Annotated in this window: 11 protein-coding genes; 2 read left to right on the top strand and 9 right to left on the bottom strand. The window is 73.9% G+C overall.

Annotated elements, in window-relative coordinates; genetic code table 11:
• From BL254_RS23945 to BL254_RS23970, 6 genes are all read right to left on the bottom strand, one after another.
• On the bottom strand, positions 1 to 330 hold a 330-nt coding region (locus BL254_RS23945; protein ID WP_175648473.1), incomplete at its 3' end, for a VOC family protein.
• A gap of 156 nt (positions 331 to 486) precedes the next feature.
• On the bottom strand, positions 487 to 621 hold the full coding sequence (locus BL254_RS29035; protein ID WP_256386275.1) for a hypothetical protein: 135 nt from the start codon (positions 619 to 621) through the stop codon (positions 487 to 489).
• Positions 622 to 810: 189 nt separating this feature from the next.
• Positions 811 to 2,556 carry a DNA repair protein RecN gene (recN, locus tag BL254_RS23955; RefSeq protein ID WP_076845269.1) on the bottom strand — a complete coding sequence of 582 codons (1,746 nt, stop codon included), beginning with the start codon at positions 2,554 to 2,556 and terminating at the stop codon, positions 811 to 813.
• A 104-nt stretch (positions 2,557 to 2,660) separates the two neighbouring features.
• A complete protein-coding gene (locus BL254_RS23960) occupies positions 2,661 to 3,548 on the bottom strand; it encodes an NAD kinase (RefSeq protein ID WP_047224642.1) in 888 nt (295 codons plus the stop codon).
• Positions 3,549 to 3,561: 13 nt separating this feature from the next.
• Complete coding sequence (locus tag BL254_RS23965) at positions 3,562 to 4,587, bottom strand: TlyA family RNA methyltransferase (RefSeq protein ID WP_076845271.1); 1,026 nt, start codon at positions 4,585 to 4,587, stop codon at positions 3,562 to 3,564.
• 20 nt (positions 4,588 to 4,607) lie between these two features.
• Positions 4,608 to 5,024, bottom strand: coding sequence for a hypothetical protein (locus tag BL254_RS23970; protein ID WP_047224644.1), 417 nt, complete (start codon positions 5,022 to 5,024; stop codon positions 4,608 to 4,610).
• Positions 5,025 to 5,278: 254 nt separating this feature from the next.
• Between BL254_RS23970 and BL254_RS23975 the strand changes: the two genes are divergently transcribed.
• The gene (locus tag BL254_RS23975) at positions 5,279 to 5,623 is read left to right on the top strand and encodes an SCP2 sterol-binding domain-containing protein (protein ID WP_047224645.1); all 345 of its coding nucleotides are present in this window, start codon (positions 5,279 to 5,281) and stop codon (positions 5,621 to 5,623) included.
• 222 nt (positions 5,624 to 5,845) lie between these two features.
• Here BL254_RS23975 and BL254_RS23980 read toward each other — a convergent pair whose 3' ends face one another.
• Both BL254_RS23980 and BL254_RS23985 read right to left on the bottom strand, forming a co-directional pair.
• Positions 5,846 to 7,189 carry an HAD-IIA family hydrolase gene (locus tag BL254_RS23980; RefSeq protein ID WP_076845273.1) on the bottom strand — a complete coding sequence of 448 codons (1,344 nt, stop codon included), beginning with the start codon at positions 7,187 to 7,189 and terminating at the stop codon, positions 5,846 to 5,848.
• The gene (locus BL254_RS23985) at positions 7,186 to 7,842 is read right to left on the bottom strand and encodes a tetratricopeptide repeat protein (protein WP_139342481.1); all 657 of its coding nucleotides are present in this window, start codon (positions 7,840 to 7,842) and stop codon (positions 7,186 to 7,188) included. Before BL254_RS23985 ends, BL254_RS23980 begins: the two co-directional genes overlap by 4 nt.
• 463 nt (positions 7,843 to 8,305) lie before the next feature.
• On the opposite strand from BL254_RS23985, the gene BL254_RS23990 reads away from it, so the two are divergent.
• Complete coding sequence (locus BL254_RS23990; protein ID WP_139342482.1) at positions 8,306 to 9,724, top strand: DUF1015 domain-containing protein; 1,419 nt, start codon at positions 8,306 to 8,308, stop codon at positions 9,722 to 9,724.
• Between the two features lie 98 nt (positions 9,725 to 9,822).
• Here BL254_RS23990 and BL254_RS23995 read toward each other — a convergent pair whose 3' ends face one another.
• Entirely contained in the window at positions 9,823 to 10,734 is a 912-nt protein-coding gene (locus BL254_RS23995; RefSeq protein ID WP_076845277.1) for a tetratricopeptide repeat protein, read from the bottom strand.
• Positions 10,735 to 12,710: the final 1,976 nt, after the last annotated feature.

Genomic DNA, 12,710 nt, shown 5'->3' on the forward strand with positions numbered 1-12,710 from the left:
ATCCAGGAGTACCCGCCAGCGTCCGTCGCCGGGCTGATGGTCCGGTTTGGCCGCGCCGAGTTCCAGGGCCAGCTCTTCCATCGCATCGAGGTCGTCAGCGCGGAAATCCAGGTGGAACTGTTGTGGCACGTCCTGACCCGGCCACTGCGGAGCCCGGTATCCGTCAACCCTCTGGAATCCCAGATCACAGCCGGAGTCGTCCGTCAGAGCGACGAACTCGTCCGTACTGAAGAGTTCGCGCATCCCGGTCAGTGCACCGTAGAAGCCCGCCAGCGTCTGCGGGTCGGCACAGTCCAGAGTCACCCCTCGCAGTACAGCGCCTGGCACCATTCGCTCCTTCGCGTCCGCGCGTCTGTCTCCGTGACCGCCGCTGCACGCGATCACCGGCCACAGCCACACCGTACTCGCCACATCCACCGCTGAAGTAGCGGTTTACCCCTGCCTCAGAGCAACGGGTGGCTGTGACCGGCGCTTTCGATACACGCCCTAGATGTCGGGCCATTCCGCCAGCGCGTCCTGGACGCCATCGATGTCGAGTGGGCCGTGCTCCCGCTCGTACTCTTCGACGATCTCCCGTAGTTGCCGCGTGTGGACCCGGTGCGCGAGCCCTGGCAGCTGCATCAGAACATCCACGAGGCCCGGTGCGCGCGTCGGCCCGCGGRACGAGGTCTTCCGGGACGGAGCCACCATTCTTGATCACGCACTCGGTGCAGTGCGGCTCGGCGGCGGGGCCATCTGCCATACGACCATTGTTGTGGCCATACGACCATTGTTGCTACCGTGCGTGGCAATCACAGAACCCAGACGTGGTCAGGGGATGTTGGCCTTGTCGGCGGCGGCGTTGGCGAGCAGTTCCTCGGCGTGGCCGCGGGCGAGCGTGCTCTCCTCGACGCCGGCGAGCATCCGGGAGAGCTCGCGGACCCGACCGGTGTCGTCGAGGGTTGTCACCCCACTGCGGGTCACCGAGCCGTCGTCGGCCTTGTTGATCACCAGATGACGGTCGGCGAAGGCCGCCACCTGAGGCAGATGGGTGATGCAGATCACCTGGTGTGTGCGTGCCAGCCGGGCGAGGCGGCGCCCGACCTCGACCGCGGCCCGCCCACCGACACCGGAGTCGACCTCGTCGAAGACCATCGTCGTGGCGACGTCGCCAGCGGCGAGGACGACCTCGATGGCGAGCATCACCCTGGAGAGCTCACCCCCGGACGCTCCCTTGTGCACCGGGCGTGACGGCGCCCCGGGATGCGGTGTGAGCCGCAGCTCCACCTCGTCCACCCCGGTGGGGCCATAGGCGAGCACCTGCCCGGCCACGGGGAGGCCGGCCGGGTCGGAACGCTGCGTGACGACCGCCTCGACCTTGGCCCGCGGCATCGCCAGGCCGGTGAGCTCGGCCGCGACCGCCTCGGCGAACTTCTCCGCCGCGTCCCCGCGGGCGGCGCTGATCCGCCCGGCGAGCCCGGCGAGCTCGGTGACCAGCCGGTCGCGTTCGGACGCCCACACGCCGACCTGGTCCTCGTCGGAGTCGAGCTCGAGCAGGCGGCGCCCGGCCTGGTCAGCCCATTCCAGGACGCCGGACAGGTCGGTGCCGTGGGCGCGGGCAAGGGCCGACAGCGCCGCCCGGCGGTCCGCGGCGGCGGTGAGCCGGACCGGGTCGGAGTCGATCCCGGCGGCGTAGGAGGCGAGGTCCGCGGCGACGTCCGCGAGCAGCATCCCGGCCTCGTGCAGACGGTCGGCCAGCTCGGACAGGGCCGGGTCGAGGGACGCCTCCGCCGCGACCATGCGGTGGGCGGTCCCCACCAGGTCGGTGGCGCCTGGCACGCTGTCGCCGGTGGCGGGGTCGGACACCAGCACGGCGTGGGCGCCGCTGGCGGCCTGCGCCAGCGTCTCAGCATGCTCCAGCCGGCGCAGTTCGGCGTCGAGCGCGGCGTCCTCCCCGGGACGGGGGTCGACCTTCTCGATCTCGGCGAGCCCGGTCCGCAGCAGTTCGGCCTCGGCGGCACGCTCCCGGGCCCGACCGGTGATCTCGGCGAGCCGGGCGGAGACCGTGCGCAGCCGGGTGTAGGCGGTGGCGTAGACGGCCAGGGGCTGGGCGACGGCGTCGCCGGCGAACCGGTCGAGGGCGGCGCGCTGCTCCCCGGTGCGCAGCAGCCGCTGCTGGTCGGACTGGCCGTGGATGGCGATCAGCCCGTCGGTGACCTCGGCGAGGACGCTGGCGGGCACCGCCCGTCCGCCGACGTGCGCGCGGGAGCGGCCCTCGGCAGTCAGCGTCCGCCCGAGGAGAAGACCGTCCTCGTCGCACTCGCCACCGGCGTCGCGGACCCGTTCGACCACCGGGCCGTCCGGCGAGACGATCAGCCGTCCGTCGACGAAGGCCCGCGCCGCGCCGGGGCGCACCAGACCGGCGTCCGCGCGCCCGCCGGTGAGCAGCCCGAGCCCCTGGACGATCATGGTCTTGCCGGCTCCGGTCTCGCCGCTGACCACGGTCAGGCCGGGCGCCAGCTCGAGCACGGCGTCGTCGATGACCCCGAGCCCGCGGATGCGAACCTCCTCGARCACAAACGTGACTCTATGGGGTGCGGCGTCCACGCCGCCGGCCGGCCGGCCAACACACCGCCGGTGCGGGTGGCCACGCCGCGYCCACCGTGCTCACCGGCCGCTGTTCATCGGCCGCCGCGTCCCCGCCAGCCGGCCACCGGGAGATCGAACTTCGCGACCAGCCGGTCGGTGAAGGGGCGCGGGTGCACCACGGCGAGCCGCACCGAACGGCGTCCCCGCACGACCTCCACCCGGGAGAACGCCTCGACGTCCACCGACCGCCGGCCGTCGCAGGACAGCACGGCCGGCGTGGCGGGCAGCACCTCGATCGCGACCGACGACGTCGGGGCCAGCACCAGCGGACGCGCGAACAGGGCGTGGGCGCTGATCGGCGCGACCAGCAGGGCCTCGACGCCCGGCCACATCACCGGGCCGCCGACCGAGAACGCGTACGCCGTCGACCCGGTCGGGGTCGAACAGATCATGCCGTCGCAGCCCCACCGGGACAGCGGGCGGTTGTCGACCTCGACGACGCACTCGAGCATCCGGGCGCGGTCGACCTTCTCCAGCGACATCTCGTTGAGCGCCCAGCCCTCGTAGACCAGCTTGCCGCGGTGACGGACCGCCACGTCGACGGTCATCCGCTCCTCGACCTGGTAGTCCTTGCGGACAACATGATCGACAGTGGACTCCAGCGCGTCCGGCTCGGCTTCGGCGAGGAAACCGACATGGCCGAGATTGACGCCGAGCAGGGGCGCGTCGGCGGTGCGCGCGAACTCCGCCCCGCGCAGCAGGCTGCCGTCCCCGCCGAGCACGAGGACCAGTTCGACCCCGAACGCGGCGGCGTCATCGGGCGGGACCACGTTGTCGCAGCGCAGGTCGAGCAGTTCGGCCTCGTCCCGCAGAACCCGCGGGGCGACCCCGGCGGCGACGAACTGGTCCAGCACCCGCTGGGCGATCTCCCGGACGACCGAACGGCGCGGGTGGGTGACCACCAGGACTTCCCGGCTCACTGGGCTTTCCGGCTCATCGACGACCCTCGTCACGCTCGGTGGACGGCTCGGAATCGGAACCAGGATAGGCGGTGGAGACGGAATCGACGGTAGGGACAGAACCGGTGCCGGAGACAGGAGCAGCGTTGGAGGCAGGAGCGGTGTTGGGGGCAAGATCAGCGTCGGGGGCGGAAGCGGCGCGGCCGCCGGCCGGGCCGGCCGCGATCGCGGCGGCGATCGCCTCGGTCAGCCGCGGCGGCGGCATGGGCGGAGCGTTCCCGACGAGCCACAGCAGGTATTCCACGTTGCCCGCCGGTCCCGGCAGGGGACTTGCGACGACGCCACGCACACCCAGCGACAGTTCGGCCGCGGCCTGCGCGACATCCCGCACCGCGCGGGCGTGCAGGGCCACGTCGCGCACCACCCCGCCCGGCCCGAGGTCCGCGCGCCCGACCTCGAACTGCGGCTTGACCAGGACGACGAAGTCGGCCGCCGGTCGGGCGCAGGCCCGCAGCGCCGGCAGCACCAGCCGCAACGAGATGAACGACAGGTCGGCCACGACCATGTCGACCGGCCCACCGATCGCCTCGGCGGTGAGGAAACGGACGTTGGTGCGCTCGAGGACGGTGACCCTGGGGTCGGTGCGCAGCCGCCAGGCCAGCTGGCCGTACCCGACGTCGACCGCCACGACCTCGGCGGCGTCGTGGCGCAGCAGGACGTCGGTGAAACCACCGGTGGACGCTCCGGCGTCCAGGCAGCGCCGCCCGGCCACCCACAGCCGGCCCGCACCGCCGTCTCCGGCGGCCTGCTGGCCGGCGGCATTCCCACCGAAGGCGGACAGGGCCGCGAGCAGCTTGTGGGCACCCCGCGAGACGTAGCCGGGATCGTCACCGGCGACGATCACAATGGGTGTCATGTCGTCGACGACCGTGGCGGGTTTGGTCGCCGGCCGCCCGGCCACCCGGACCCGTCCCCCCACGATCGCCTCGCCGGCCTGCTCACGGGAGCGCACCAGGCCGCGCCGGACAAGCTCACGGTCCAACCGTGTCCGGCGAGCCACGACAGGACGCCTCGTCCCGGTCACGCCGGTGCCCGGCCGGGCGCACCGGGCGGCGGCCCCGGCCGGGGACCACCTGGACGAGGCCCGCCAGCCCCGGGCGGCTGCGGCCGGGGCGCATCTGGCCCGGGTGGCTGCGGGCGGGGCACGCCCGGGCCGGGTGGGCGCGGCCCGGGCCCCTGCTGGTGCGGTCCCGGCAGGCCGGGCGCCCGCGACGGGGGGACGGCGTCCCGGCCCCGCGGATCCGGTCCGCGGACCGGGCCGTCGCCGTCCGCCGGCCGCGGGGGGGCGGTGGCGAGCCCGTCCAGGTCTGCCAGCACGCCGTCCAGGAGCCGGTGGACCTCCTCGAAGACAGCGACGTGGGCCGACACCGGCAGCGTCGGCAGCCGCTCCACCTGCGCGCGCGCGGCCTGGACGTCGTCCGGGACGTCAACGGTCATACGGTGCCCTCTTCCGTGACAGTGGTGGCAGGGGTGTCGCCCCGCGGCACGCCGCTGTCGTCCCATCCAGCATGTCGGATCCCGTCCACGGTATTGACTGTTGCGGCCGGGTGCATCGCGACCGGGCCGCCCCGGCACAACGGGCGGCACAGCCGCCCGCCGGTCGGCGACGGAAGACAGCCGCTGCTATCTGTTGACGGATGACGGCGGGCAGGGCACGGTACGGACCTGACCGGAGAGAGGAATCAACCGGTATGGCGACCATGCAGCAGTGCGCGACGGCGTTGCGCACGCTGGCGGAGCGACTCAACGAACTCGCCGACGACCGCCTGCGTAGCCTCGCGCCCGACCGCACGATCGTGTGCAGGATTCCTGATCTCGGGGCAAGCTTCTGCACGGAACTGCGTGACGGCAGTGTCCTCGACATCATCATCATCGAAGGTGACGGTACGGCGGGACAGGTGACCGTCACGGTGAACAGCGACGACCTGATCGCCGTCACCGACGGTAGCCTGGATCTCACCTCAGCATGGACCAGCGGCCGGCTGAAGGTGGACGCCAGCATGTGGGACCTGCTGCGGATGCGTTCCCTGCTGTAGGCTGCCCCACGGATCATCCCGTAGGTCGCCGTCCGCAATGGATGATCACCATCTGCGGGCAGTTGTCATATACCCATGGTGCACACGAGACCACAGGCCGTGTATCCGCGGCTGACACCCGCGGTGGCCCGCCCGCCAGGCCACCACGCGATGCCGCCGGGAACGCTCCAGGGCGGGATCCCGTCAGGCATGACGATCGCGCCTCCGGCGGGATCGCTCCCTCTAGGCGAGATCGGCACAGCTGGGTGGACGGTCGCCGGCCAGTTCGCGCACGGGGTCGCCCGCGTMCGCCGCCGCCCACGCGGCCGCGCACGCCGCCCGCAGCGCGTCCAGGCCGTCGTCCGGTACACCACCGTCGTTGCGCGGTACACCGCCGTCCGGCGGGCCGCCCTTCCGTGCCCACGCGGCGTCCCTGGACGGGGTGTTACCCGGCAGGCTCTCCCCGCCCCCGGGGTTGTCACCGTCGGTGGCGCTCACGGCCTCCGGCCGGTCGGCGGGCCGTCCCGCCGGCCGTATCCTCCGCCAGGTCAGGGTCCCCGCCCGCACCCGGGCCGCCCACTGGCCGCAGAACGCCTCCACCCCGTCCGGTCCCGCCCCGTCCACCGGACCGGCGGTACAGCCGTCACCGGCAGTCGACGCCGACGCTGGCACTGACACCCGGGTGCCCGGATGGCGTACGAGCAGGCCCCGCAGATCGGCCGCGAGATAGGTCGGCCGGTACGGCGCCCTGGCGCGCAGGAGCTCGCCGCTGCCGGTCACCCCGGTGAGCACCAGCAGGGACGGCGTGCCCGAACGGACGGCGGAGGCGATGTCGGTGTCGAGCCGGTCACCGACGATCAGGGGCGAGCGGGCGCCGGCACGGTGGACCGACTCCTCGTGCAACGCCCGCTCCGGCTTGCCGGCCACCAGCGGGACCATCCCGGTCGCGGTCCGCAGCATCGCCACCAGCGAGCCGTTGCCGGGCAGCAGGCCGCGTTCGGTCGGTACCGAGGCGTCGGTGTTGCTCGCGACCCACAACGCTCCCGCCTGGATCGCGAGCGCGGCCTCGGCGAGCCGGGCGTAGTCGATGGCGGGGTCGAAGCCCTGCACCACCGCGGCTGGTTCCTCCGCCGCGGCCGTCACCGGCCGCAGGCCCATGTCCCGCACCGCCTCGCGCAGGCCCTCCCCGCCGGCGACCAGGACGGCCGCCCCGCGTGGCAGGCGTTCGGCGAGCAGCCGCGCCGCCGCCTGCGCGGAGGTGACCACGTCGGCCGGGGCCGCGGGCACCCCGAAGGAACGCAGCCGCTCGGCGACCCGGGCCGGCATCCGCAGCGCGTTGTTGGTGACGAACACCACCCGCATCCCGCGTCCACGGGCGGCGGCGATGGCCGGCGCCGCGTGGGGCACCGCCTCGGACCCGCGGTACACCACCCCGTCGAGGTCCATCAGGGCGGCGTCGTGGACGTCGACGAGCGGCGCCGGCGACGCCGACAGCGGCCCGCTCCCGCCCTGCCCACCCCGCTCGCCCTGCTCGCCTGGGTCGCCCGGGCTGGCCGGCTGAGCGGGCAGGCGCAGGCCGTGGGTCACGGCCGTCCCCGCACCGGCCGGTTGAGCGCGGCCCGCACACCCCGCAGCGCCTGCCCGTAGTGCCCGAGGTCCGGGCGCATCGCGACGGCGAGCGCCAGATGCTCCACCGCCGCGCGCAGGTCACCGGTGCGGCGGGCCGCCATGCCGAGCCCGAACTGGGCATAGTCGTCGGTCGGGTCGTGGGCGACGATCCAGGCGAAGCTCTCCCGGGCCGCGCCGTACTGGCCGGCGTCGAACTGGGCTCGGGCCAGCGCCTCCCGGACGCTGCGCGAACCCGGTTCGGCGGCCACGGCATGGGCGAGCAGTTGGACCGCGGCGTTGGCGTTGCCCCGGTCGAGCAGGGCGACACCCCGGGTGTACCAGTCGTAGACCTCGCCGCCAGGACTGCCATCAGGGCTGCCGCCATTCGGCTGGGCGGCACCAGCGGCACCCGCGGTACCGGCGCCGGAAGCCGTGGCAGCCAGGCCGGTGTCGGCCCCCTCCGCGCTGTTCGCGCCGTCACCGTCAGGAGCGGGGATGCCAGCAACCGGGGTGTCGGGCGTGGGGGTGTCGGGCGTGGGGGTGTCGGGGATGTGCCCCGGGCCCGCGGGCAGCCACTCGTCGCGGGGGCCACTCCCCTCGCCGGCAACCGGTCCGTCGTGCCCGCCGGACATCCGCGCCTCCCTCGTCGCCTGTACCTGGCTGCCCTGGTTTCCCAGGTTGCCCAGGTTTCCTGGTTGCCCGTTTTCCTGCGTTTCCCTGCCGTGCCGCGATCCGGTGACGTCCGCGCCCCGGTACCCGTCTGAACCTCCGGCGAACCTCCGATATGCCAGCGTCGGCGCCCGCGGCGGCCGGACGCCGGTGGCCCGAGGTCCAGCTCCCAGTGTCGCCGGAAACCGGTCCCCGCTCCCACCGATCGCGCTGATCGGTGGAGGTGCGTACCATTTTCAGCGTCCCCGCCGCCCGTCGTCCCGTCCACAGTGGCGGATGTTTCCTCGCTGCCAGTGGCGTCCATGAGGCACTTCCACAAGACAGAGACAACTTCCACGGGGTGGAGGCACTTCCACGGGGCGGATGTCGGCGGTGCCCGTCCGGTGTCGGCGGCGTCTGTGGCGGGCGGACCCATACGATCGCCGCATGGCTGCTCCCGTCCCCCCGGCACCACCCTCACCTGGCGGACTGGTCCTGGCGCCGTTCCGGGCCCTGCGGTATGCCGCGGACGACGGCGAGGAGCTGGCGTCGCGGACCGCACCGCCCTACGACGTGATCGACGCCGCCGGTGTCACCGCGCTGGAGGCACGGCATCCGCACAACGCCGTCCGGCTCATCCTCCCCCGCGACGACGAGCGCTCCCCGGGAAGCCGCTACCGGCGGGCCGCGGACACCCTGCGCGTGTGGACCGCCGACGCGGTCCTGCGCCGTGACGACCGCCCGGCGCTGTACGTGTACGAGCAGACCCAGGACGGGCACGTCCAGCGGGGCCTGGTCGGCGCGGTGGCACTGGCCGACCCGGACGCGGGGATCATCCTGCCGCACGAGAACACCATGACCGGGCCGGTCACCGACCGGCTGGCCCTGACCGTGGCCACCGGAGCGAACCTCGAGCCGATCTTCCTGCTGTACGAGGGCGGCGGGGCCGCCAGCCGGATCGTCGCCGAGACGGTGACGACCACACCGCTACTGACCACGACGACCGACGACGGCGTCTCCCACCGCATCTGGGCGCTGACCGACCAGGAGCGGCTCGCCGCCGTCGCCGACGATCTGTACGGGCGGCGGGCGGTGATCGCCGACGGCCATCACCGGTATGCCACCTACCGCCGCTACCAGGCCGACCGCCACGCGGCCGGGGACGGCACCGGCCCCTGGGACTTCGGCCTGGCCTTCCTGGTGGACGCCCGGGTGTCCGGCCCGCAGGTCCATGCGATCCACCGGGTCGTGCGCGGTCTGACCCTCACCGAGGCCGTCCGCCGCGCTGGGACGGCGTTCCGGGTGAAGCCGCTGGACACTGTGGGTGACCCCGCGGGCGGGTATCTGCTCAGCGAGCTGGCCAAGGCCGGCCAGGACGGCCACGCCTTCGTGATCACCGATGGCCGGGCGGCGTTCCTGCTGACACATCCGGACCCGGTGCTGCTCGCCGACGCACTGCCGGCGGACCGCTCCGCCGCCTTCCGCCAGCTCGACGTCACCGTCGCACATCTCGTACTGATTACAAAGGTCTGGGGGCTGGCGGACACCGAGGACGTGGTCGGCTACCAGCATGACGCGGTCACCGCGATCGCCGCGGCGGCATCGACAGCGACACCGGCGGTGCCCGCCCCTGGCGACGCCACGCCGGCATCGGTGGCCGACGGTGCCGCGGCGTCCGCGTCCAGCACGTCCACGGCCGGTGCCGGTGTGGCGGCGCCGGCCGCCGCGATCGCGCTGCTGTTGAACCCGACCCCGGCCGCGGACGTCGCCGCCGTGGCCGCGGCCGGCGAACGGATGCCGCGCAAGTCGACGCTGTTCACGCCCAAGCCGCGCAGCGGCCTGCTGATCCGCCCGCTGGACGAATAAGCCGGACGAACAGCCGCTGGTCGAGGGACGAAGCGGCCGGCGGCCGGCGGCCGGCGGCCGGGCGAACAACCCGGACCTGTCCGGGGCGCGCCTATGGCCTACACGGTCCCTGGGCTCTGATCGGGCTCCTGAGCGGGAAGAACGGCTTCGCCTTCCGGCAGCTGCGCGGCGTCCAGCTCCGCGGTATCCAGCTCCGCGGTATCCAGCTCCGCGGCACGGTCCGCCGCGTCGGTCTGCTCGGTGTCGTCGACGGTCGCCGCGGAGACGAACCAGCGTGCCGCGTCGGCGGGACGGCCCGCGGCCAGCAGCGCCTCCGCGTAGGCGTACCACAGCCTCGCGCTCCACGGCCGCACGCCGGCGGCGGCCGCCTCGTCCTGCAACAGCAGAACCGCGGCATCCGGCTCACCCAGATCACGCCGCGCGCCCGACAGGACGATCAGCAACTCGACCCGGGCCTCCTCGTCGAGTTCGGCCGCGCCCGGATCACGGGCGAGCAGCAGGGCACGCTCGGGACGCCCGAGCCCCCGCTCGGCATCGGCCATCACGGCAAGGTGCCGCGGGGACCCGTCGATGCGGCGTGCCGCGCGCAGTTCGGCGAGCGCCGTGGCGAACTCCCCCGCGTGGTAGGCGGCGAGCCCGACCGCCTCCCGGACGACGGCGATCCGGGACGCCAGTCCCGCGGCCGCGCGGGCGTGCGCGAGCGCGAGTACGGGGTCCTCCTCGAGGTACATGCCCGCGGCCACCAGATGCCGGGCCACCGGTTCGGCCAGGGACGCGCCGAGACCTCGCAGCTCCCGGGTGACCTCGAAGTCGAGGAGTTCGGCGCGGGCCTCGTCGGGAAGCTCCGGCGCCGACGGCCGGCTGGAACGCCCAGCCCCCCGGCCGGCGCCCGCGTCACCGTGCGGGGACGCCGGGGAACCCGCCGAGGCATGCGGACGGCGGTGGGCGGCACCGGTCGCACCACGACGGTCCGTCCCGGCCGCACCGCCAGCACGTCCCGGCCTGGACACCGATGGCCTGGGGCCGCCCCCGCGTCCCGCTGGAGCACCTGATGCCGACGAGGCGGTGCCCGATGTCCGCCGGTCCGGTCCCGGGGTTCTCTTCCCGGGGTGGTCCTGCCGGCCAGTGCCCTGCTCACCGGACCGGGTGTGGGCGGCGCCCGGCCGGTCGGTGCCCCGGGGGCGGGCGGAATCCCGCGGGCCTGCCGCGGCCTGTCCCGGCCCGGCCGTGCCGGAGTTCCGGGCGGCGACATCCCGAGCATCATGATCATAGCTGTGCTGGTCCCGCGCTCGGGTGTCCCTGAGCTCCCGGGATTCCCGCGTGGATGCGGTGCCAGGTCGCGACTCGGTGCTGGGCGCCCGCCATCCACCGCCGGGCCCGTCACGCCGGTCGGTCAGCGGCCGGTCGGCGCCGCCGGATGCGTGGGACGTCCGGCTGTCGTCGCGACGATCGGAGCTGGCCGACGAATAGGCCGACGGACGGGAAGTGCCCCGCGGCGGCGTCCGGCGCGAACTGTCAGCGGCCGGGCCACCAACGGTACGGCCACTGACGTCGTGGCCGCCGCCACGGCCCTGTCCCTGGCCGTGGGTGGAGGGACGATCGTCACGGCGCCGGTCGGGGCGCCCGTACCGGTCGCCACGCGACGGCGTCTGCGAAGACGGTTCGAAACGTCCGGTGCCGGCTCCCGTACCGGGCACGCGCCCGGCCGAGCCGCGACCACGCTGCTCGGCATCGCCGCGTGGCGGCCCGCCGGTACGGCCGGCTCCGGACGGCCGCCCAGGCCGGCCCGGCTCACGTCGACCGGAGAAGTCAGCAGAGGAACGTGACGGCTGCGCGGCATCCCGCCACTGCGCGGAAGAGCGCTGCGCGGAGGAGCCTCCTGCGGAAGAGCCCGAGAAGGTCTGTCGGGAAGCCCGCGGGGCGTTCGTTCCCTCGGCTCTCTTCGCCGCCGACCACGGCCTGTCGGAGCGGGAGCCCGCCGGCTGCGATCCACCTGCCGACGGTTGGGACCGTTGAAATCCGCTGGCCCGGCTGCCACTGGCCCGGCTGTCGTTCCCGCCGCCTGCCCCGCGATCCGGATAGCGGTTTCCTGCCGGCTGTCGTGATTCACCCTGTCGTGACTCACCGCGTGTACCCGCGGGGCGGGCCGAACGACGATCGGAATCATCATGGGGACGGCTCGGCCGGATTCCCGACCCGCCTCGAGCACCGCCAGCGGACCGCGCGCCTGAACCCCGTTCGCTCGAGCCGTGCCAGCCTGGGCGGCGATCCGGGTCGATGCCGCGAGCCGCCCGGCCGTACCCGCCCGTGCTCCCGTAGCCACTTCTGTCGCCGCGGGCGTTCTCACCGCGGGCGTTTGCCGTCGCCTGGCCGCGGGCTGCCTGACCACGGGCCTGCCGATCCTGGCGGACGTGCTGACGTCCACCGGCGGCACGGCGAGCCTCGCGGGCCTCACGCCACCGTTTCTCCGCGAGGCTTTCCGTTGCTGCCGCGCTGGCCGCCGTCGGCGCCTTCCCTCGGCCGCTCACCGTACGGCGAGCGGCTGTCCGCCCGGCGGACCTGCCCACTCCCACGGTCGCGGCCGAACCATCCGGGTGGCCGCGGCCATCCCGTGGCTGACGGCCGGAACGACCCCCCGTGCCTCCAGTCGTCCGCATCTGGCCGCCTCCCTGCACCGACATCACATCCCCATCATCCACCACCACGCCGACAACCCCTCATCCCGCGGCCCCCGGTACATGCCAGCGTGGAACATCACCCGGCCGCCTCACACAGCGGAACGCGGCGGAAGCAGCCCACAGGACGGGCCTCATCACAGCGAGCCCCGTACGACAAGCTCCGTCGCGGGGAAATCCGCCGCGAGGGGCTCCATGGCAGCTCCATGGCAAGGGGCTCCGGCCCCTCTCTCTGTCAGGCTCGGTTGAGACGCCCTCACGCAGGACAGGTTTTCGTGCATGACGAAGAGGGGCCACCCGAAACCGGGCAG

Source organism: Protofrankia sp. BMG5.30, from assembly GCF_001983005.1.
In the GTDB taxonomy this organism is placed as follows: domain Bacteria; phylum Actinomycetota; class Actinomycetes; order Frankiales; family Frankiaceae; genus Protofrankia; species Protofrankia coriariae.